The sequence below is a fragment of the Candidatus Cryosericum septentrionale genome (assembly GCF_003570995.1).
In the GTDB taxonomy this organism is placed as follows: Bacteria; Caldisericota; Caldisericia; order Cryosericales; family Cryosericaceae; genus Cryosericum; species Cryosericum septentrionale.
Genome location: NZ_QXIY01000036.1, coordinates 204 through 20,055, shown reverse-complemented (window position 1 = coordinate 20,055; position 19,852 = coordinate 204). Strand labels below are relative to the sequence as shown.

24 protein-coding genes are annotated in these 19,852 nt (G+C 59.8%); 13 read left to right on the top strand and 11 right to left on the bottom strand.

The genetic code is table 11. From position 1 onward, the window contains the following. The 3 genes from SMC1_RS08460 to SMC1_RS08450 all read left to right on the top strand — a co-directional run. Positions 1–727, top strand: a 727-nt coding sequence (locus SMC1_RS08460; protein ID WP_165849370.1) for a glycosyltransferase, incomplete at its 5' end; no start/stop codon positions are given. Between the two features lie 2 nt (positions 728–729). Further along, positions 730–1,647, top strand: coding sequence for an NAD-dependent epimerase/dehydratase family protein (locus tag SMC1_RS08455; protein ID WP_119086347.1), 918 nt, complete (start codon positions 730–732; stop codon positions 1,645–1,647). A 12-nt stretch (positions 1,648–1,659) separates the two neighbouring features. Then, a complete protein-coding gene (locus tag SMC1_RS08450; RefSeq protein WP_165849369.1) occupies positions 1,660–2,988 on the top strand; it encodes a sugar transferase in 1,329 nt (442 codons plus the stop codon). Positions 2,989–2,999: 11 nt separating this feature from the next. On the opposite strand, the gene SMC1_RS10685 is transcribed toward SMC1_RS08450, so the two are convergent. Continuing rightward, the gene (locus SMC1_RS10685; protein ID WP_165849368.1) at positions 3,000–3,161 is read right to left on the bottom strand and encodes a hypothetical protein; all 162 of its coding nucleotides are present in this window, start codon (positions 3,159–3,161) and stop codon (positions 3,000–3,002) included. Positions 3,162–3,419: 258 nt separating this feature from the next. Here SMC1_RS10685 and SMC1_RS08445 point away from each other — a divergent pair, with 258 nt between their 5' ends. Further along, the gene (locus tag SMC1_RS08445) at positions 3,420–4,559 is read left to right on the top strand and encodes an AAA family ATPase (RefSeq protein ID WP_119086345.1); all 1,140 of its coding nucleotides are present in this window, start codon (positions 3,420–3,422) and stop codon (positions 4,557–4,559) included. 373 nt (positions 4,560–4,932) lie between these two features. On the opposite strand, the gene SMC1_RS08440 is transcribed toward SMC1_RS08445, so the two are convergent. From SMC1_RS08440 to SMC1_RS08420, 6 genes are all read right to left on the bottom strand, one after another. Next, positions 4,933–5,271: a HigA family addiction module antitoxin gene (locus SMC1_RS08440; protein WP_119086344.1), complete on the bottom strand. Its 339-nt coding sequence runs from the start codon at positions 5,269–5,271 to the stop codon at positions 4,933–4,935. 252 nt (positions 5,272–5,523) lie between these two features. Beyond that, a complete protein-coding gene (locus tag SMC1_RS08435; RefSeq protein WP_119086343.1) occupies positions 5,524–6,282 on the bottom strand; it encodes a DUF1906 domain-containing protein in 759 nt (252 codons plus the stop codon). A 9-nt stretch (positions 6,283–6,291) separates the two neighbouring features. After that, positions 6,292–6,498, bottom strand: coding sequence for a hypothetical protein (locus SMC1_RS08430; protein ID WP_119086342.1), 207 nt, complete (start codon positions 6,496–6,498; stop codon positions 6,292–6,294). A gap of 310 nt (positions 6,499–6,808) precedes the next feature. Continuing rightward, positions 6,809–8,533, bottom strand: coding sequence for a murein biosynthesis integral membrane protein MurJ (gene murJ / locus SMC1_RS08425; RefSeq protein WP_207799372.1), 1,725 nt, complete (start codon positions 8,531–8,533; stop codon positions 6,809–6,811). A gap of 91 nt (positions 8,534–8,624) precedes the next feature. Further along, positions 8,625–9,062: an ImmA/IrrE family metallo-endopeptidase gene (locus SMC1_RS10680; RefSeq protein WP_207799371.1), complete on the bottom strand. Its 438-nt coding sequence runs from the start codon at positions 9,060–9,062 to the stop codon at positions 8,625–8,627. After that, entirely contained in the window at positions 9,052–9,387 is a 336-nt protein-coding gene (locus SMC1_RS08420; protein WP_119086340.1) for a helix-turn-helix domain-containing protein, read from the bottom strand. Before SMC1_RS08420 ends, SMC1_RS10680 begins: the two co-directional genes overlap by 11 nt. A gap of 231 nt (positions 9,388–9,618) precedes the next feature. Here SMC1_RS08420 and SMC1_RS08415 point away from each other — a divergent pair, with 231 nt between their 5' ends. From SMC1_RS08415 to SMC1_RS08385, 7 genes are all read left to right on the top strand, one after another. Beyond that, complete coding sequence (locus tag SMC1_RS08415; protein ID WP_165849364.1) at positions 9,619–9,951, top strand: sigma factor; 333 nt, start codon at positions 9,619–9,621, stop codon at positions 9,949–9,951. Next, positions 9,948–10,187, top strand: a complete 240-nt coding sequence (locus SMC1_RS08410; RefSeq protein ID WP_119086338.1) for a hypothetical protein — start codon at positions 9,948–9,950, stop codon at positions 10,185–10,187. Before SMC1_RS08415 ends, SMC1_RS08410 begins: the two co-directional genes overlap by 4 nt. A 252-nt stretch (positions 10,188–10,439) precedes the next feature. Beyond that, complete coding sequence (locus SMC1_RS08405) at positions 10,440–10,826, top strand: DUF6922 domain-containing protein (protein ID WP_119086337.1); 387 nt, start codon at positions 10,440–10,442, stop codon at positions 10,824–10,826. Beyond that, positions 10,816–11,475 (top strand): hypothetical protein, encoded by a 660-nt coding sequence (locus SMC1_RS08400; protein ID WP_119086336.1) that lies wholly within the window; start codon positions 10,816–10,818, stop codon positions 11,473–11,475. The genes SMC1_RS08405 and SMC1_RS08400 overlap by 11 nt, the downstream gene beginning before the upstream one ends. 146 nt (positions 11,476–11,621) lie before the next feature. Next, positions 11,622–11,825 carry a hypothetical protein gene (locus SMC1_RS08395; protein WP_119086335.1) on the top strand — a complete coding sequence of 68 codons (204 nt, stop codon included), beginning with the start codon at positions 11,622–11,624 and terminating at the stop codon, positions 11,823–11,825. 300 nt (positions 11,826–12,125) lie between these two features. After that, positions 12,126–12,362 carry a hypothetical protein gene (locus SMC1_RS08390; protein ID WP_119086334.1) on the top strand — a complete coding sequence of 79 codons (237 nt, stop codon included), beginning with the start codon at positions 12,126–12,128 and terminating at the stop codon, positions 12,360–12,362. Positions 12,363–12,442: 80 nt separating this feature from the next. Then, a complete protein-coding gene (locus SMC1_RS08385; protein ID WP_119086348.1) occupies positions 12,443–13,447 on the top strand; it encodes an LCP family protein in 1,005 nt (334 codons plus the stop codon). Between the two features lie 150 nt (positions 13,448–13,597). On the opposite strand, the gene SMC1_RS08380 is transcribed toward SMC1_RS08385, so the two are convergent. Genes SMC1_RS08380 through SMC1_RS08365 form a run of 4 tightly spaced genes read right to left on the bottom strand, consistent with a single transcriptional unit; the run spans position 13,598 to position 18,155 of the window. Further along, a complete protein-coding gene (locus tag SMC1_RS08380) occupies positions 13,598–16,576 on the bottom strand; it encodes a PAS domain S-box protein (protein ID WP_165849362.1) in 2,979 nt (992 codons plus the stop codon). Continuing rightward, the gene (locus tag SMC1_RS08375; protein ID WP_119086332.1) at positions 16,563–17,177 is read right to left on the bottom strand and encodes a cysteine hydrolase family protein; all 615 of its coding nucleotides are present in this window, start codon (positions 17,175–17,177) and stop codon (positions 16,563–16,565) included. Before SMC1_RS08375 ends, SMC1_RS08380 begins: the two co-directional genes overlap by 14 nt. A gap of 29 nt (positions 17,178–17,206) precedes the next feature. After that, on the bottom strand, positions 17,207–17,692 hold the full coding sequence (gene rpiB, locus SMC1_RS08370; RefSeq protein ID WP_119086331.1) for a ribose 5-phosphate isomerase B: 486 nt from the start codon (positions 17,690–17,692) through the stop codon (positions 17,207–17,209). Positions 17,693–17,696: 4 nt separating this feature from the next. Continuing rightward, complete coding sequence (locus SMC1_RS08365; RefSeq protein ID WP_165849361.1) at positions 17,697–18,155, bottom strand: divergent PAP2 family protein; 459 nt, start codon at positions 18,153–18,155, stop codon at positions 17,697–17,699. 128 nt (positions 18,156–18,283) lie between these two features. Between SMC1_RS08365 and SMC1_RS08360 the strand changes: the two genes are divergently transcribed. Both SMC1_RS08360 and SMC1_RS08355 read left to right on the top strand, forming a co-directional pair. After that, positions 18,284–18,760, top strand: a complete 477-nt coding sequence (locus tag SMC1_RS08360; RefSeq protein ID WP_119086329.1) for a hypothetical protein — start codon at positions 18,284–18,286, stop codon at positions 18,758–18,760. 220 nt (positions 18,761–18,980) lie between these two features. Then, positions 18,981–19,607, top strand: coding sequence for an epoxyqueuosine reductase QueH (locus tag SMC1_RS08355; RefSeq protein ID WP_119086328.1), 627 nt, complete (start codon positions 18,981–18,983; stop codon positions 19,605–19,607). Positions 19,608–19,852: the final 245 nt, after the last annotated feature.

The window sequence follows — 19,852 nt, the reverse complement described above, 5'->3', positions numbered from 1 at the left end:
TTGGACAGATACCCTGATCACGATCAACGGGGAGGACTTCGCTCTTGCCTCGCGTGCGTTCGCTCATGGCAGGACCAAGGTTGTGTATGTTCCAGGGGTTGGCACCGATTGTGGCAGGTACCAGATCCTTCCCGCAGCCGGACGCATTGTTGCACGTGCCTCTCTTGGGCTCCCTGGAAATGCTTTTGTGGTAGTCTGGGTGGGCGAGTTGGACCGGAACAAGCGACCGGAAGATGCATTGGCAGCTATCCGTTGTCTATCCCAGGAGGACCTTACAAGGATGGTGATGCTGGGAAGCGGCAGCAGAGACCGAGAGGTGGCAGATCTCACGGTTTGGCATGGCTTGGAAGGGATTGTGTCGCTGGCTGGCTGGGTGTCCAACGTGGCCGAGTATTTGTCTGCAAGCGACGTATTCCTGTCGACATCAAGTCGTGAGGGTCTTCCCAGAAATGTCATGGAGGCAATGGCCACGGGACTGCCCGTCGTTGCGTATGACATCCGAGGCTGCAATGACCTTGTGGTTGACGGAGAGACCGGTTTTCTGGTTCCATTTGGAGATGTGCGTGGTCTGGCTGACAAGCTGGCATGGTTAGCACAGCATCCAGATGAACGACATCAGATGGGTGAAGCTGGCAGAAGGCGCATTGAGGAGACGTTCAGCCTTGAGGCCGTGCTGCCTCAGATGAAGACAATCTATCAGAATGAGCTTGGAAGGAAGGGGGTGTAACTATGAACACGGTAGTAACGGGTGGCGCAGGCTTCATTGGCTCGCACGTTGTGGATGCGCTTCAGGCAGATGCCTCAGACGTGATTGTATTGGACAACCTGAGCTCCGGGCATGCTGGGAATCTGAGCGAGAGGACACCGTTGCAGGTGGGTGATGTTCGTGACGAGCAGACCGCAAGCGCAGCAGTGTCGAGCGGTGTAGACTGCGTGTTCCATTTGGCTGCACAGATTGACGTTCGTCAGGCGGTCGAGGACCCGGTGCTCGATGCACAGGTCAATGTTGGTGGCACCATCAACGTGCTCAACGCATGTGTGGAGGCGCACGTAAGGCGGTTCACCATGTCGTCGACGGGCGGGGCACTGTATGGCGAACCCTCCACGTTGCCAGCAACCGAGCAGGCCACCATCCGGCCTCTGTCTCCTTACGGCGTGTCCAAGTACTGTGCAGAGCAGTACATCGGGTATTTCCACCGCGTCTCTGGGCTGGAAACCGTGATCCTGCGGTATGCCAACGTCTACGGACCAAGGCAGGATCCCAAAGGAGAGGCGGGCGTTGTCGGCATTTTTGCTCGGCGCATTCTGCTGGACCAAGAGTGCATTGTATATGGTGACGGTGAACAGACACGCGACTTTGTCTTCGTCGACGACGTTGCGCAGGCCAACATGCTTGCAATGCTGGGACCGCTGGGCACGTTCAACATCGGCACGGGGGTTGAGACCTCCCTGAACCAACTTCTGGCCGCATTCGAGCACGTTGTTGGCCATCCTGTCGCTCGGAAGTATGAGCCGGCACGTTCGGGCGAGGTGCAGAGGATTGCGCTGGACGCAAGTGAAGCTGGGCGCAGGTTGGGCTGGTGTCCGACCGTTTCACTGGAGGATGGGCTCACCCAGACGCTAGCGTGGGTGCGTCAGACCCTGTAGGGGGTCATGGTCATGTCAAAGAAGATGCTTGACACTCTCGTTGGGTTTGCCCAGGCAGTGACCAACCTGCTGGTGCTGGTCGGGACGTATTGGGCAGTGTTTGCCATACGAGCCGCATTGGGCCACCCATACGGTACCGCGAACAGACTGGCGGTTGAGGCGGTGTTCCCCTATCTGGCCGCCTTCTACGTCGTACTGTGGCTTGTCTATCGGCTGCCTGCCTACTATGAGACGGCCACCTATGAGGGAGTGCTTAGCCAGGTCTTTGTTCAGCTTATCCTGGCACTGGCAAGCTTGGCAACGTCGTTTGTCGTTCGCGCGTTTGCGTTTCCACGCGGGTTGGTCGCCACGGCGTTTGTGCTGCAGGTGACCGCGCTGGTACCTCTGAACTACGCCTTGTGCCGGTTCTACTCTCGCGTGAGGCCCAAGGCACTCACAATCGCCATCGGCACCGGCGCAGCCGCCGGTTCCACTCTGGCAAAGCAGCTTTCCATATCCACGGCGTATGTCGTGTCATCCATGTCGGCTCGTGACGTGACCGGGGAGTGGATACACGGCGTTCCAGAGGGGGCCAGTCTGACGCTTGACGCCAGCGTCCCCTCGCCTGAACGTGACAGGATCCTGAGACTGGCGATGAGGAACGGGATTACCGTGCAGCTGGTTGCGACCGTCAAGGAGACTCTGGTGCAGAAGGCTCCTATGAAGGTCCGGGCGGACCATCTTATGTTGACAGTTGAGCCGTACGGTCATAGCCCTGTAGACCTTGCGCTGAAGCGCATGTTGGACATCGCCGCCTCCGTCGTCGCCCTCACTGTTTTTTCCCCTGTTTTCCTCCTGGCCTCCATCGCGATCATGTTGGAGGACGGACGCCCCGTGTTCTATCTGCAGCAAAGACTGGGTTTTCGCGGGCAGTTCTTCCGCATCATCAAGTTTCGGACCATGTGCCATGACGCAGAGCGGCTGACGGGCGCGCGTCTGAGCAAGGGAGAACTGGATTCGCGCATCACGCGTGCAGGTCGGTTGTTGCGCAGGACTGGACTTGATGAGGTTCCTCAGTTCATCGATGTGCTTCGAGGCGACATGAGCGTGGTCGGGCCGCGGCCCGAACGTCCTGAGCTAGCTCAGAAGATTCTGGAGGAGACACCAGATTGGAATCTGCGGCTTCTGGTGCGTCCTGGCATCACGGGTGTAGCTCAGGTGCTCGGCCGGTACAATACGGCCCCGGAAGACAAGCTCACGATGGACCTGGCTTACATTCGCTCGCGGTCGCTGTTCAACTACGACCTCACGATTATCTTGAATACCCTCAAGATGTTCTTCATGCCAGAACGCAGGGACTAGGTCCAGCTACTTCAATCACGGGTGACCGCGCCGAGCGGCGCCTTGCCAGTTGTGACCAGCATGATGCAGACTGCCCGGGAGCTGCGCCCGGCGGTCAGCGCTCTGCTGGAGGCTGCGCGCAGCCATGACGCAAACGCCATGCGGGCTGCATTGCACACCATCGACCTATCCATCAATATCCCGTAGACAGGGAGAAGACTGGATTCCCGCCTGCGCGGGAATGACACGGCCTAGCGGGAATGACGGAGCACTGCGAAATTATTCTAGTGGAATAATGCTACAAGAATATAACGGCAGAACACGACATAACGCTTCTATTGTAGCCACTTGTGCGTCGCCCTCTGTGAGGATTATGCTAGTAGAATAAAACGTGGTATACTATAAATGGCAACGTTGGATGCAAGCGACGGTCGTTGTTTGGAGGCATTGAGATGGCAGATAACCCGTTTACACTGCATCTCGCACGAGATGAAGCATTCTGTGATCGAGAACAGGAGCTGGAGGACCTGCTGACCCATGTTCGAAATGGTCAGAGCGTCGTGCTTCTTTCGGCGCGTCGCTTGGGCAAGTCATCTCTGGCTGGGAAGGTGCTGGAGTGCCTGGAGGCCGAGGACTTTTTGACAGCCAGGATCGACGTCTATCCCGTTTCGTCCGAGCGCGACTTCGTCCAGCGGCTGTCTGATGGGATTATTCGAGGTATCGGCCGTGGGGCGGATCCCACCACAATCGGGAAGCGCCTGCTCGGTCTCTTTACCAGGATATCGCCACGCATGGAGATCACCAGCGACGGCGTGAAGGCTTCTGCGAGTATCGATCCTGGCGTGCCTGCCACCATTGTCATCGACGACATGCTGGGTAGTCTCTATCGCTACGTCGAACGCCACCACAGGCGTGCGTGCATCGTCCTGGACGAGTTCCAGGAGATTGCCGCCTTGGAACAGTCCAAGACGATCGAAGGGACACTGCGATCCTTTGTCCAGGAACACAGCAGTGTGTCGTTCCTGTTTCTGGGCAGCAGGCGGCATATTCTCACGGACATGTTCTCCGACAAGAACCGTCCGTTCTACCGCAGTTCTCTCGTCTATCCACTTGGCAAGATCCCCGAGAGCGCGTTTGTCGCATTCATCTCAGAGCGATTTGTTGCTACGGGCAAGGACTGTCCTGCTGGCATAGCCACGCGCATCTATCAGCTGGCAGACGGCTTCTCCTGGTATGTCCAGGGCTTGGCGATGATCGCATGGAACAATACTCGGCCTGGACGGTCGTGCACAGCAGAGCATGTCGAAGCATCCTGCCAGACGATGCTCAGCATGCAGTCACCGGAATTTGAGGCGACGCTCTCGGCGTTGCCCCCCGGCCAGAAGGCGGTCCTCAGGGCGCTTGCCGCTCAGCCGTCGCAGTCCCTCTTTGGCGCAGACTACTCTCTGTATCGCCAACTGTCCCCAGGCGGCATCCAGAAGGCGCTCATGGCGCTCATCAAACTCGACTTCGTCGAAGCGGACCAGCAGGGCGTTTATTCCGTGGTCGACCCATTCATGGCACGTTGGCTCAAGGATCAGAGACAGAACTGATTTGGGGTCAAGTGATAATTCCGCCCTGCGTGGTAAGTGTGCCTCCTGAGACGGAGAGCTGTCCGTCTGCAGTCCGTCGCAAGGGGATAGGCTGGATTCCTACCTGCGCGGGAATGACGGAACCCAGCGGGAAGGACAGGGCAAGGGACGGACGGCGACGCAAGTGAAGTTTTGCGGAGGAAGACTCCGCAAATATTGACTTATTGCGGAAGTCGCGTCCTTGGTGCGGAATTATGCCACTAGAATAACGCAAGTAGCGTCACGCCGCAGAACGTGACTGTATGAGCCTGTCAGAGCGGAAACTGCGGGGGCGGCTTAGCCTAACAGTCGAATGCAATCGCTATACTGGTCGAAGAGTGGGATGCTGCACCATCTATGGATCTGCTGTATCAGTCTCAGAACTGTTCTTTTTGGATCCAAGAATGGACTTGAGTGTCCGGATCTTCCCTATCTGCTTCGTGGTGGTGTTGTCTACGGTGCAGAGATCATAGTGCATCTGTATGTTCAGCCAGAAGTCAATAGAGATCCCGAAATAGCGTGCAAGGCGCATAGCGGTTTCTGGCGTGACACTGCGCTTGCCCTTGATGATCGCCGAAACGCGTGTCTGAGACATCCCCGTATCCAGCGCAAGCTGGTATGCGCTGATGTGATACGGCTTGAGGAAATCCTCGTTCAGAATCTCTCCAGGAGTAGCTAACTGCAGTCTCTTCATGTATCGGTCTCTCCTTTCAGTGATAGTCAACAATCGAAACATTGGCGTGATTGGGTCAGCTGGTAATTCCAGCTCAAAGTGGTAAGGTCGTCACCTGAGACGGAGAGTTGTGCGTCGCAAGGGGACTAGGATGGATTCCCGCCTTCGCGGGAATGACAGAATCCAGCGGGAATGACGGACCAAGGAAGGACGGAGCCCGTTGGAAAGGACGGACAATTCCGCAAATATTGACTTTTTGCCACAGATAACCTCCTATATCTTTCCGCGGGCCTTCATAAGCGCCCAAGCCAAAATGTTGTAATCCACTTGCCCGTCCCAATCTACGGGAGGGGTCATGATGCCTTGGTCTATCGCCCATTGCTGTGCCACAGAGAGCTTGGCTGCGGGCTGAACCACGGGCGCAGGTACCGGGGCTGGAGCAGGGACGGGGGCTGGAATCCCCCAAGCCCCGAAGTCGGCCTGCTTCGATTCGTTCAAATCCACAGATGCGCCACCAACCGTCCGGCCGTTACTATATTGGAGAATGTGGGTATGAGTTGAAATCTTCCCGGCCGACCACGCATACGTTTGCCAGAAGAACCGCGCTGAACCATTCGTGAAGCATCGCTCTACAACAGCATAACTGCCGTAAACCCCCACACGATTGGCCCCGATACTGTCGGCAGCACCACGGAGGTACTCATCAATAGCTGCCTGATTTGCCTCCGTGGTGTCGTAGTCTACCGCAAAGTAGACAGGCCTGGTGTCGGGAAAGCCGACTGAGCGAGCCTGAGTGAGTGCCGTCTGCCCATCAGCCGTACCGGCGGCACGCCCTTCTTTTGCCCTCCCCGCATATTGCTCGTAAACAAGCACCAGACCAAGTCCATGAGCGCGTATCTGGTCAGCCTCAGTTTTGGTTATGAGCTTGTTCCCACCATTGACAGCAAGATACCGCGCGACAAAGCTATAACCCTGTTGTTTGACCGTGTCTAGATTGGGTCGTCCAAACGAGTAGTCGAGTCCTTTTGCCATGTTATCCTCCTATGACATCTTCATTATGGATTCCATGACAAATACAATGATACCTTTGGCAAGAGCGACCAGCGTGATTGGGGTCAGCTGGTAATTAGCGGGCATCCAGTACTTGTCTCCCGATTCGTCTTGCCCGCGCAGGCGGGCATCCAGTCTGTTCCACGTCGGTGGATTCCCGCCTTTGCGGGAATGACAGATGACGGGATGAATCTCCACGACAACGGCCTGCACCTCATTGTCCGTAGGGTCATGTACAATACAGACATGACATGACGACATTGTAGACATGAGGTGACGACAAAGTATATGCAACGTTAGCTGACGCGCGGCGTCACGCGGTCCGTAACCGTTGGCTCCGTTCAGGTGGAATACCGGCCACTGCAGACCTTTGAGCTATTGGGGTCAGCTGGTAATAGGCACCGAGTGGTAAGTTCAGCACCTGAGATGGAGTGTTGTCTGTCGCAAGGAGACAGGCTGGATTCCCGCCTGCGCGGGAAGGACGGAGCCAAGCGGGAATGACGGGCTGTTACCTGCCCTGCAGTCGATGCGCCAGTCCCGTGAACCGGCCCTGGATGGTCTGCCAGCCGTCGAGATGCAGGGCGATACTGCAACCCGCGTAGGCAAGGGCGGCGACGATGCAGACGGCCATGGCGCGGACAAGTAGAGGGATAAACGCCGTGATTGGGCTGATCCACCTGAGACCCAGCCAGGCGATGAGCCCAACGGGGACGGTTGCCAGCAGTGTCCTGAGCATCTGGGTCCAGAGCGGGTAGGTCGGGGTAGCGCGGTTCTCCGTGCGGAAGTAGCGGCGCAGGAGGAGCGCGTAGATGGCTGTGCCCAGCATGATGGTGATGGTGGTCGCGAGGGCGATGCCAGCAGCCCCCAGGTACCTGCTGAGGATGATGTTGCCGGCCATGTTGGCTCCCACGATGCCCAGACCGATGAGCAGAGGCGTCACCGTGTTCTTGAACGCATAGAAGACCTTGGCCAGGATGGGCGCAATCGCCTGGAATACGAGACCCAGCGCATACATCTGGACACAGGAGGCCGTGATGGCGGTCGCGGTGGCGTCGAAGGCCCCTCGCTGGAACAGCAGACGGGTGATGGGTGTTGCCAGGATGACGATGCCCACGGACGATGGGATGACGATGTAGGCGAGAAAGGCTACGGTGCGCCGTACCTTGTCATCCATGGCATGCAGGGCCGAGCCGTCCACGGCCATGGACGAGAACGAGGGGAAGACGGCTATGGCGATGGGACTGGCAAGCAGGGTAATGGGGATGGTCCAGACGCGACCTGCGAAGTCGAGTGCGGCGATTGCCCCCTCTGGCAGACGTGAGGCGACCCAGCGGTCCACCATAACATTGAGCGCGGCTACGCCACCCCCGAGCACCAGCGGCATGAGCAGTGCGGCAAACTGCAGGATGGCGGGCCAATCCATATGTCGGACGTCGAAACGCTTCAGGAAGCCGTACCTCTTGCTTGCCAGCAGGATGACCAACGGGACGAAGTCTATGACGGCCATTGCTGTCTGGCCGAGTGTCCAGGCCCGAATGCCCATACGGGACGAGAACGCAAGCAGGCAAGCGACCAAGGCGACATTGCCTACGAGAGTCCAGAGCAACGCTACCAGGAAGCTGCTCTCGGCCTGCAGGAGGCCGGTGAACAGGCCGGTCATGATGAGCATGAAGCCCATGGGGACGAGGAGACGGGTCACCTGGACGGCCAGCGTGTAGCGGGCGCCCTCGAAGCCGCTGGCGAAGATGTGCACCAGCTGGGGGGCAAAGGCCCACACGCCCACGCACACGAGCGCGAAGACGATGCCCCATACCAGCGTCACCTGGTCGACCAGCAGGCGGGCGCGTTCCGGGTCCTCCCTCTTGTGGCCCAGATACCAGGGCACGATGAGTATGCCGAGTCCTCCGGCGAAGAGGCCGAGCACCAGGCTGGGGACCATCATGCCGATGAGGAAGGCGTCCGTCTGGCCGGTGGCGCCAAACTGGCGTGCGATGACCACCTCGCGGGCGAAACCGACGAATTTGCTGAGGAATGTGGCCACGGCGATAAGCACCGCCGCCTGGGCCACCGACTGGTTGTGCAGGAGGTGGGTCAGGGACGATCGGCGTGATGTATTCGTTTTCTGGTCGTTCTCGGACACCGTGGTGCCTCCCCTTTTGGAGATAACCTTAGTAGTATAGCGGCGTGACCGGGTACTGTCCAGCCTTTGGATGCGCTGCTCATTAGCGGGCATCCAGTACTTGTCTCCCGATTCGTCTTGCCCGCGCAGGCGGGCATCCAGTCCGTTCCACGTCGGTGGATTCCCGCCTTCGCGGGAATGACAATCAGGATGCCTCCGCGAGGCATTCGGCAAGCGAAATGCGCGCCGCGGTGAGTGACACGTCATAGGCGGATGCCATGCGCCGTGCCAGCTGGTCGAGCGTTGCGTCGGACGGCACCGGGCCACCGGCATGGGCCTGGATGAGAACTGCGACACTGGCAAGGACCGCTGCATGCGGGAGCAAGAGTTCCGCCGCGAAGGCGTGACAGACATGCTCGCGCCGCAGACCCTCCCGGATGGCAGTGTAGGCCTCACCATGCTCAAACACCGTACAGCCCAGTACACCCGTCGTCAGAGGGAAGTCGTCGAGTGACGTGCACACGTCGTCGGCCAGGGCGTCCAGGTCGGCGACGGTCGTCCCCGCGATGATCCAGGGAAAGTGCTCGCGCACATGCTGAGCATATGCCATCAGGCGCGGTGAGAGGCACGTTCTACCTGCCACGCTTGTCCCGCTCCGGGCGAGCGCCCCGGATATAGGAGATGAAGGCGAGCACTGCCTGGATGTCGGTGGTGGACAGATCTCCCTGGTGACGCAATGCCACGTCCAGTTCGTCCCGGGGTTCCATGGGCTGCTCCTCCTGCATGAGATCGGCTACCTCGACGCCAAATGCGGCGGCCACCTTCGCAGCGGTCCGCAGGTTGGACGACTCCCCCTCGAGGATGTCCCCGACGGCGCCGGGGGAAATGCCGGCAGCTGCTGCTAGCTCTCGCTGACTCCAGCCGCGTTGTGCAAGTAGTGCCTGGACATTCTCCTTAAACCCCATCATCTGCTCCTTTCACATTGGTTGAGGAACCACACGCGCTTCAGTCGTGGCAAGCCATGCCGTGGAACGGGGCTCCACCCACGCGACACCGCACCGGAACTGTCCTGCAGCATCCTGCCTTGGTGGTGTCTACCATATTATACACGAGGGCACAGAACGTACACACAGGAAAATGTTGGCAGTACTTGCGTTGTTCACAGATTGTGTAAAATAATCCGCATGGGGAGGGATTGCGTGAAACGAAAAGATGCCTGGTTTGTACCTCTGTATGATGGTCTGCGCCCTGCCATCGTCGGCATGGCGCGCCGCTACGCCCGGACGTGGGGACTGGACGCCGATGACCTGATTCAGATCGCCGGCTATGCCCTGTGGTCCTGCTGCGGCCGGTACCAGGACCGCCCGCTGGGCGAGCAGCTGCGCATCGGCAACACCGTTGCGAGGCGTACCATGCTGCACTGGTGCGACCACGAGGGCCGTACACCCACGCACCTTGGCACGGCGGGGACGTCGCCATGGTTCGCTGCCGGCACCGGTGAAGCCTTCCTGTCGCCCCAGGAGGAGCAATGAGCGACTTTACGCTACACCGGACCAGCTTGGACATCGCGGGACGCGTCACCCTCGGCCTCACCATGATCGACAGCCGGAAGGCTGCCATCATCCGTGACCGCTTCTGGCGCGAGCGTACGTGGCCGGTCATCGCCAAGGAGCGACACTGCTCCGTGACGACGGCTGTCAAACGCTTCAAGCAGGGCATGGACGACCTCAGGCGCGCCATCCTGCTGGTCGAGGGCAGGTTGCCGTAGTCTCCTTTGGGGTCAGCTGCTCATTAGTGGCCAGACTGGATTCCCGCCTGCGCGGGAATGACGAAATCCTGCGGGAATGACGGGATTCCACCGGACTCGCCGGGACCTCTGGCGGTCTGCCTGCAGTGGCTACCATCCATAGCCATGAACGTCTGTTTCGAAGAGGAAAGTGCCAGACGTACATATCTTGCTATACAAAATACAGCTTGACTTGTATAGCAAGATATGTATGATACTTGCAGGAGGCCCTGCGTGAGTATCACCATTCGCAAGACGGGCAACAAGGAGTATGCGTACATGGCGCACCGTGATGGGACGCGCATGGTCCAGTCTTACATCGGTCCGCTCACCCGGCCCGAGGTGCGGCGGAGGGTCGAAGTGGCGCAACGGGCTACGACGATCCCCTTGCACACCATGCGCTTGTTCACCGGTGTGGATCCCAGTGCGCTTCACCTGCAGAGAGACGCCGCTGCCATCATCGCGTGTCTGCTGGAACAAGGAGACCTAGAAGACCTGCGGTGGCTGGTCCACGTGTACCCCGTGAGTGCCGTCGTCGACGTTGTCCTCTCCGCAAAGGGCTTGTCGGAGAGGGCGCGCAACTTCTGGATGGTGTGGTTCGAGGAGTCCGATGCATCCTGAGTGCGTGGAGGAGAAGGCGCGCATCCTGATGAGCCGGGTGGGTCCGACCCTGGGTATGCATGGAGGGGTCCTGGCAGGGGCGACGGGGTTGGCACTGCACCTGGGGCACCGGATCTCCGGCGACCTGGAGTTCTTCACTCAGCAGGTGTTCAAACCGTCCGAAGTCCTCGAGGAGCTGCGGGGACTTGCGGGCGTTGTGGAGTCTGTGACGATGGGCGACGACGCGATGATCGTGCAGGCAGACGGCGCCCGGCTCACTCTGACGCAGACCCCTGGGCGCTTTGCAGAGCCCACCACAAGGATGAATGGCTGTGACGTGGCCGGTGTCGTGGATATTGCAGCCATGAAGCTGTTGGCTGTCAGTCAGGGCGGTATGCGCAGTGACTTCGTGGACTTGTATACCGTCCTCCAGACCGTCCCCTTCCGCAAGGTTGCGCGCAATGCTCTGGAGCGATATGGGGTGAGCATCCTCGAGCCGCTCATCGTCGGCAAGGGGCTCGTATGGTTCGAGCAGGCCGACGTTCAGGGGGACCCCGTCTACGTCGGCACTCCTGTCACGTGGGATCACATCAGGGATTTCTTCCGGTCGAGTGTGCGGCAGTTCGCGTTCGACCTCGACGCTGAGCGGCAGATCCTGGAACAGGGTTAGCTCGTTGTCTGGATCAGCGGCACAACCTCGTCGGCGTTCATGACCCTGCCAAAGGTGCCACGCTGCGCGCGTATGGAAGGGAGGCTGCCGATTGTCTAGTGCTGCGTCTTTAGTGCCTGTGCGACGGCAACCGCGGCAACGAGAAGATGACTGAGGAGCTGTGGTCGTCCACGGAGCACGTCGTGCCGACCAGTAACGAGAGCATCATGCGTGTCGAGTGTCCCGCACTCCCCGAGCTAGCCGTACTCCGCCAAGCCGTCGACGCCCTGCTGAACGCCACGCGCAGTCATGACACGAATGCCATGCGCGCCGCACTTCACGCCATCGATCCGTCCATTAATATCCCGTAAGCAAGGACCAAGGATTGGATTCCCGCCTTCGCGGGAATGACAGAGTCCAGCAGGAATGACAGAGCAGGAGCACTGTGAATGGGCATCGAATTGCACAGAGAATGCGGAAGTCCCGGCAGGCTCGTTACCGTCAACGCATGGAGATTCCTCAGAAGAGTGTTATCATCACTCGGATGTGGGCAGAATTCGACGAGAGCTGCAAGAAGGCGTTCAAGGCCTTGGCCGCTGCCCGGGAGAGAGAGCGTGGCGCACGTTGCTAGATGGGTCTATCGTCAGTCTATGACTGAATGAGGGGTCAAGATGAAAGCACACACCGCTTGGACTCGGATGGTTGTGGCGATCTACCTGGTTGCGCTTGTTGGAGCGTGTCTGTATGTACCGTCGTTCTTCCTTCTTAACGGATTCAAGCTGGAATTCTACGGACGCGTTGCCCTGGAACTGATTGGTCTGACCGCCGTTGCAGGGGTTCTGATCCTCATCGGTTCGCTGACAGGAGCCAAGAAGTGTGGCCAGCAGCTTGACCCTCCAACCACGTGAAACGAACACCGGAAGAGTCCACCACCTCAGAGTCCCCAAACGCTGCTACCTCCAAGACGCACCGCACCCGTCGGATCATTGTGAGCGTTGTCTTGATCCTGCTAGTGCTCACGGTTGGGACCGGCGTGGTCTACTGGGCGTTGCTGAACCACACCGTCACAGCGAACGTCAAGCACGAGGCGCTGCTGCCGACCCCCAGCGCGGGCGAGACTTCACCTATCGAGGATCCATCGGCTATGAATCCTTCGCCCAAGGATCCAGCTGCCGGGGCTCCCTTGGCCAAGGACGCCCTGAACATCCTGCTGATTGGTTCGGACAGCAAGACCAGCGTGGCCAATGGACGCTCCGACGTCATTATCCTGATGCATATCACCAGTGACCGCAAGAAGGTCTATCTTGTGCACTTCCCGCGCGACATATACGTCGATGTGCCGGGGCACGGCAAGGACAAGATCAATGCCACCTATGCGTATGGCGGGCCGCAGCTGCTCGTTCGCACTCTGCGGAACCTGGTCGATGTGCCCATTGATCACGTGGCTGTTATTGGGTTCGAAGGTTTCAAGGCCATGACCGATGCCGTCGGCGGGGTGGACGTCTACGCCGAGGAAGCCAGCAGCGACGAGGTCTACAATGAAGACGGCACCGAGAAATGGTACAACGCAGTGCACGTGGGCATGAACCATCTCGACGGTGCAGCCGCACTGGGATTCGTGCGTGAACGGTACCAGCTCAGCAAGGGGGACCTCTCACGAGGGCGTCGCGAGCAGGCATTCGTCAAGGCGTTGATGCTCAAGGTCCTAAGCAAGCAGACCCTGGCCAACCCGGTGCGCTTCGCTGCGCTCGTGGGCGCCGTGGCCCATAACCTCACCGTGGACAACGCGTTTTCCATTGCCGACATCTACTCGCAGACACTGGCGATGAGAGACCTGCGCAGCGAGGATATTGTGTTCATCACCGCGCCCATCACTGGTTTCGGCACCAGCCCTCAGGGTGCCTCGATCGACATCGTGGACGACGCCAAGATGGCCCAGCTGTCGATCGCTCTCAGGACCGATGACATGAGCAGCATCGCGCTCGGTCAGTAGATCCCCAGGTAACGCTTCAGATGATCAGCCCGTCGCAAGAGAGCAGACTGGATTCCCGCCTTCGCGGGAATGGCGGACCTCCATCGCACCCTGACAGCGCCTCCATCTCGACGCCGGGCGGCAGACCGTAGAAGGGCAACTGCCGATTGTCTAGTGCTGCGTCTTCAGCGCCTGTGCGACGGCAACCGACAGCTCGTAGGGATGGAATGGCTTCTGAACCCAGCCGGCGAAGCCGGCCGCAGTCGCTTCTGGCAGACGCCCATCCAGGCCGAAACCGGTGGACAGCAGAGCGCGTATCCCACTGTCGACGGTCTTGAGTGCCTTCAGGGTCTGAATGCCATCCATGCCGGGCATGTTCAGGTCGATGACGATGAGGTCAGGTCGCCGCTCCTGTGGCTGTGTGGCATACCAGGACACTGCGGCGTCGCCGGAAATGCATTCGTCAACGTTGTAGCCGAGTTGCCTGAGGATGTCGGCCGAAACCTTCAGGACGACATCCTCGTCGTCGACGACAAGGATGCGCCCGTGACCAGAAACAGGTTGCTGCTGGCTGTCGCTGGATGGAGCTGCTGCAGTCTCCGTGAAGGGCAGGTACATGCGGAACACGGACCCCCTGGCTTCTTCAGAGTACACATGTATGGTGCCGCCGTGATTGCGGACGATGCCGTAGACCATGGCCAGTCCCATGCCGGTCCCCTTGCCTACGCCCTTGGTCGTGAAGAACGGCTCGAACATGTGTGGCATGTTCTCGGCAGTAATGCCGCACCCCGTGTCTTCGACGTCAGTCTGCAGGTACCACCCTTCGCGAGTTTCCGGATGGAGCCGGCAGAACAAGGCGTCCAGATGTACGTTCCGCGTCTTGAACGACAGCGTACCCCCCTCGGGCATCGCATCTCTTGCGTTGATGGCGAGGTTCAGCAGGACCTGCTGCAGTTGGGTGGAATCGCCTAAGACCGACGATTGGCCTGCATCCAGCTCTTCAGTGATCACGATACTGCGTGGGATAGTCCGTTCCAGCAGGCTGCGGACATCATGGATGATCGAATGCAGATCGACGGGGACGTCCTCGATCTTCCCCTTGCGTGCGAAACCCAGCAGGCGGCGAGTGAGGTCGGCTGCCTTCACAGCCGCCTGACTGATGGTGGCTGCACCCACTGCCTCGGGGGAACCCGGGGGCAGGGAGTACGTCAACAGGTCCGCATAGCCCATGATGGCGGTCAGCAGGTTGTTGAAGTCGTGGGCGATGCCTCCCGCCAGCAATCCGATCGCTTCCATTTTCTGGCTCTGACGCAGTTCCTCTTCTCGGTGCACCTCTTCGGTGGCATCATGAATGACGACGCAGTACGCCCGGGTCTGGCCCTCGGGCTGGCGAATGGAGCGCACACTGGCACGCAGGGTCAGTGGCATCCCGTCGGAACGGGTCATGGTCAGCGTTCCTGTCCATGCCTGTCCCGAGAGCACCGCTGCGGCGGCACCTCGATGGAGTTCCTCAAAGCCCGGCCCGGCAGGAAGCTCAGCGAGTGTCTTCCCCATGATACTCGCAGCAGGTACGCCCAGGATGTGTTCCAGCCCCTGGTTCGCGTACTGCAGCCGTTCGTCTTCGTCGAGGATGACGATACCCTCGGACACTTGGTCCATGGCAGTCAGGATCAGCGTGTGCTCCGCCTCGGCAGCAAGACGTTCCGAGATGTCGGTGAAAATGACCACGATGGCCGTTTTGCCGCCAGTCTCGGCGAGGGAGAGGCGTGCCTCGACGGGATAGGTTGTGCCATCGCGACGCCGCGCGGTCGTACGCAGCATAGCGGTTGACCGTATGCCAGCCCGGACGAGCTCAAGCGCCTCGGCAAGACGCTCGGCCGTCATCTCGGGCGCTACGTCGACCGATTTCATCTGCCGCAACTCATCCAGGGAGTACCCCAGATTCTGCTGTGCCCGCAGGTTGGCCTGCACGCATGAGAGGGTGTCGCCGTCAACAACGTAGATTTCGTCGGACGATTCGTCGACCGCCCGCCCCAGCTGCGCTATTTCGGCTTCGCGGGCTCGTCGCTCGGTCACGTCGCGGATGAGGCTGATGATCACTTGTTCACCGTTGTAGTCAGTGCCGTGGGAACTCACCTCGACAGGGAACGCCGAACCGTCCTTGCGCATATGTGTTGTCTCGAAGACGATGGATCCGTTGATCGCCTGAGCGAACAGGGCGGGGATGGCCGCTCTCGCCTCCGGGACCCGCAGGTCCTGAATGTTCAATCTCAGCAGCTCATCATGGGCGTAGCCATATGCCGTGCAGGCGGCCGTGTTAGCCTCGCGGATGCTGCCATTGGGTGCAATGAACAGGATGATGTCGTGCGTGTTCTCGGACAGCAGCAGGTACAGACGCTGGGCCTGTTCGGCCAGCACGCGCTCAGTGACGTCGTGCAGGACGCCTTCGGCATACTGCACACTGCCGTCCGGATTGCGCGTGACAATCGTTTCGTCGTCGACATACCGGAATGCACCGTCTGCGGTGACGATGCGGTAATGCTCATTCCACCGGATAAGGGTTGTGGCATAGTACTGGGCACTCTCGCCCAGGATGCGCTGGATGTCCTCTGGGTGGACGATGTCGGCAAAGGAGATATTCCCGCTCAACAGGTCCTCGGGGCGGTATCCCCAGGCGGTTACATTTGCCGAGACGTACAGCACGGGCCATCGTGGCGTCGGCGCGCATCGAAAGACGACGGACGAGCTGCGCTCGATGATGCGCTCTGACATCCTGGCCAGTTCCTCCGCCTTGACTCGGTCCGAGATGTCGCGGACGACGCAGACGATGCCCCCGTCGGGAAGGAACACGAGAGAGAGTTCCTGGGGAAACAGTGACCCATCGCGGCGCCTGCCGACGGCCCGACCTTGCCATCTGCCCTGGCTGCGCAGGATGGGGAAGACCTGCTCGTCGATGAAGTGCAGCCCTTCATCATCGTACAAGATGCGCCAGGACTGCCCGATAAGGTCCTCGGCGCGCGCAAAGCCATAGGCGGCGGCGTGCGCTGCATTGGCGTAGACATAGCGCCCAGCCGAATCCAGCAGGGCCATGCCATCCATCGAGGCATCCAACGCCTGACGGTACAGCGCCCAGGTTTCACCGGCACTCATGCCCGCCCTCCGTGTCCAACGAATGGACATCAGCGTCACTCAGCGCCAGCTGCTGCACCATCGTGACGATCTCGCCTGTCGTCGTCACCTCGGCGTACGTTCCCTTCAGTGCAGCCAGGAAGGCTCGCTGGACCATGGCCGCAGGCACCGTTTCTCCAGCGAACGCCAGGTCCCGGGTGGCGCACGCGTCGGCAGCGATGATGCACTCGAACCCATCGTCACAGGCAGCGCGCACCGTCGCGTCGATACACATGTGCGTCATCATGCCGCAGATGACCAGACGAGAGACCTCATCGGTCCGCAGCAACTCCAGCAGGTTCGTCTCGCGGAAGCTGTTGGGATGATGCTTGCGGACGACCGCTTCGCCGGGCAGGGGCCTGATGCTGCTGTAGAGACTCACACCGGGAGAGTCGGGCCTGAACGACGTTGCCTCGGGGCTGAGGGACACGTGCTGGATGAAGACAGCGGGCAGGTGGTTATACCGGAAATGGGCGAGCAGCTTCTTCGCCTGACTGGCGGCCTCAGCGGCTCCCTCGAGGGGCATGGCGCCACCCGGGAAGTACTCCCTCTGGATGTCGACGAGCAGCAGAGCGGTTTTCACTGATCAGGTTGCGAATGTATCACTTGAGGCTATTTACCAGCTGACCCCAAAGGGCCCGACCCCAAAGGGCCCAAAGGACACTCCAGGGCGGCGATCTTGTCGAGGCGCGGCTGGTGACGCCCATCCTGATAGGTCGCGTTCAGCCAGGTGACGACGCAGTCGAGCGCGATCTCCTCGGCTGTCGTCCGACCGCCAAGTGCAAGCACGTTGGCGTTGTTGTGTTCCTTGGCCATCCGTGCCGTGTAGCCGTCGTAGACCAGCGCGCAGCGGACGCCGGCGACCTTGTTGGCCGCGATGCTGGCGCCGATGCCGGTACCGCAGATGACGATGCCGACTGCGGTTGGATCTGCGACGACCTTGCGGGCTACTGCGGCTGCGAAGTCGGGATAGTCGACGGCGCGCTCACCGCTGTCAGTGCCCAGGTCCTCGACCTCGTGGCCCTTGAGCGTCAATGCGTGGATGAGAAAGGACTTGAGGCGAAATCCGCCGTGATCGGAACCAATAATGATCTTCATGTGCTCACCTCGATCTGAGGAATGGGATGCGAAGAGACAACAGCGCAATGAGCAATCCAAGCGCGATGCCTCCAACAACTTCGAACAGGGTATGCCCGACAAGCTCGGTGAACTGCTTGTAGTCGAAGCGGTCCCCCAGCTTGAATTCTTCGAACATGGCATTCAGGGTCCGCGCGTGTTTGCCGACTTCCTGGCGGACGCCCGAAGCATCGAACACGACGACGCCGCTGAAGATCATAGAGATGGCAAACAGGGGGGATGCGAAGCCTTGCGTGAATCCCACCATAGCCGTCAGGGCTGTGACGGCGGCGCTGTGCGAGCTGGGGAAGCCGCCGTTGGAGAGGAGAAGGTGCCACTTCCATTCATGATACTCGCCGTAGTGGATGATTGGCTTGATTCCCTGTGCAATGAGGTCCGCGATGACGGCGACAATAAAGATCTTGTTGTCCCAAAGGTTGTTCACGCTCGCCCCTTCGGCTGCCATTGATAATCCACACGAAGAGTATACAGTGATGAGGTAGTTTGTAAACGCGCACGTTGACAGCGGATCGCATTAGTGCTTGCGCCGCTCACGTTCATAGGAGGATACCTGTGCCAACACTTGCATCGACAACGACAACGACTGCGGCTCCGGCTACCCCCACGAGTACTGGGCCAAGCTTCTTCGTCCTGCTGCTCGCGGGTCTTGCCGTTATGTTCCTGGGCAACCTGCTGGGACGCTACCTGTCCAAAAGCACCCACAGGACGGTCAGCCGCAAGCTCTATTTCTTCATCACTATCCCTATCATGATTCTCTTCGTCCTCATCGCGTTCTCAATGGGCCGGAGCCTGTCCACGATCGGGCAGTACACCCTGTTCGCCGTGTATATCCTTGGCTTCTCGATCCTCGGCGGATTTGTCGAGGCTCCCCCCGTGCCGACACGCAGCAGTGGACCGTCGTCCAGAGATACGAAACCCAGTGATGAGCTGCCGCATGTGACGACGGGCAGTGACACGGTCGAAGGCGAGGGCAAGGACATCACCCAGGACTCCCCCGTCGACGACAAGACGGAGCACCACCACCACTGATCCTTCGTGATGCGCTGCTCAATAGCCCCCCGAGGATGTTTTCTCAATCCAAGGGGTGCTTTTCCCGAGCATGTTTCTCCAATGCGAGGGGTGCATCTCGCAAGTGGTACATTCACAATCCCCCGCTCCCTGGAGCGGGGTTTTTCATTGCCCGTGAGCCTGGTTGTCCGGAGTGGGTTGGGCCATTTGCAGAGGTCGGGGACAGGGGTATGATATACGTATGGAACAAGTGCTGATGCATATCTGCTGTGCGCCGGATGCCACGGTGCCGGTCCTGCGCCTGCGGGCCAGGGGCTATGAGCCGGTCGGGTTCTTCTATGACCCCAACATCCAGCCCAAGGAGGAGTATGAGCTCCGCCTCGACCAGGCCCGCAAGCTGGCGTGCATCGAGAACTTCGAGCTCATCGTCGGCTCGTACGAGCCCGAGCGCTGGCTGGCGGCGACGCGTGAGTTCTGGGATGAACCCGAGGGTGGCCTCCGGTGTCCCCGGTGCTTCGGGGTCCTGCTGGACGCGGCCGCGCACAAGGCGGCCGAGCTTCAGATACCCGTGTTCACGACGACCCTGCTCATCAGCCCACACAAGGACGTGCACCTCCTGGAGCAGGTGGGGCGCGAGAAGGGGGCGCTGTACGGGGTCACCTTCTTGCCAGAGGCGTTCCGCAAGAAGGATGGCTTCCGGGAGTCGGTGAACCTCAGCAAGGAGTACGGCCTGCATCGCCAGAATTACTGTGGCTGTATCTACTCCAGGATAGAGTCCGAGCAGTGGCGCGCCGCGCACCCCCACGGCAGCTCCTGGTCGCGAGAGGACCTGAAGGATGGCTCCGGGAAAGGCATGTCCCGCGGGTAGGTTGGCTCAGGGTCTGTTCACTGTTGACAGGGTCCTGACGTTCCCCTGCGCGTCCTGATGCACGTTTTTGTGCGGCTCCGTCGGGAAATTCGGTCTGCTCCATGCTTCGCGCTTGACACCCCCCTCGTTTAGCGTATATTTATAGATGTTCGGTTACAGCAGGTCTCGCAGGAGCCCCGGTGAACGAAAGTACGAAAAGGGTTTGCTCTTGACAGACTGAAGCAATCGAATAGAATTAAGTTTCG

Coding starts and splice junctions, on each gene's coding strand:
- SMC1_RS08440 (WP_119086344.1), bottom strand. CDS start 5,271: ATGAAGAGACTGCAGTTAGCTACTCCTGGAGAGATTCTGAACGAGGAT.
- SMC1_RS08395 (WP_119086335.1), top strand. CDS start 11,622: ATGACTGAGGAGCTGTGGTCGTCCACGGAGCACGTCGTGCCGACCAGT.
- SMC1_RS10685 (WP_165849368.1), bottom strand. CDS start 3,161: ATGGATAGGTCGATGGTGTGCAATGCAGCCCGCATGGCGTTTGCGTCA.
- SMC1_RS08390 (WP_119086334.1), top strand. CDS start 12,126: ATGAAAGCACACACCGCTTGGACTCGGATGGTTGTGGCGATCTACCTG.
- rpiB (WP_119086331.1), bottom strand. CDS start 17,692: ATGAAGATCATTATTGGTTCCGATCACGGCGGATTTCGCCTCAAGTCC.
- SMC1_RS08435 (WP_119086343.1), bottom strand. CDS start 6,282: ATGGCAAAAGGACTCGACTACTCGTTTGGACGACCCAATCTAGACACG.
- SMC1_RS08355 (WP_119086328.1), top strand. CDS start 18,981: ATGGAACAAGTGCTGATGCATATCTGCTGTGCGCCGGATGCCACGGTG.
- SMC1_RS08445 (WP_119086345.1), top strand. CDS start 3,420: ATGGCAGATAACCCGTTTACACTGCATCTCGCACGAGATGAAGCATTC.
- SMC1_RS08450 (WP_165849369.1), top strand. CDS start 1,660: ATGTCAAAGAAGATGCTTGACACTCTCGTTGGGTTTGCCCAGGCAGTG.
- SMC1_RS08400 (WP_119086336.1), top strand. CDS start 10,816: ATGCATCCTGAGTGCGTGGAGGAGAAGGCGCGCATCCTGATGAGCCGG.
- SMC1_RS08455 (WP_119086347.1), top strand. CDS start 730: ATGAACACGGTAGTAACGGGTGGCGCAGGCTTCATTGGCTCGCACGTT.
- SMC1_RS08410 (WP_119086338.1), top strand. CDS start 9,948: ATGAGCGACTTTACGCTACACCGGACCAGCTTGGACATCGCGGGACGC.
- murJ (WP_207799372.1), bottom strand. CDS start 8,533: ATGCCCGCTAATGAGCAGCGCATCCAAAGGCTGGACAGTACCCGGTCA.
- SMC1_RS08380 (WP_165849362.1), bottom strand. CDS start 16,576: ATGAGTGCCGGTGAAACCTGGGCGCTGTACCGTCAGGCGTTGGATGCC.
- SMC1_RS08420 (WP_119086340.1), bottom strand. CDS start 9,387: ATGATGGGGTTTAAGGAGAATGTCCAGGCACTACTTGCACAACGCGGC.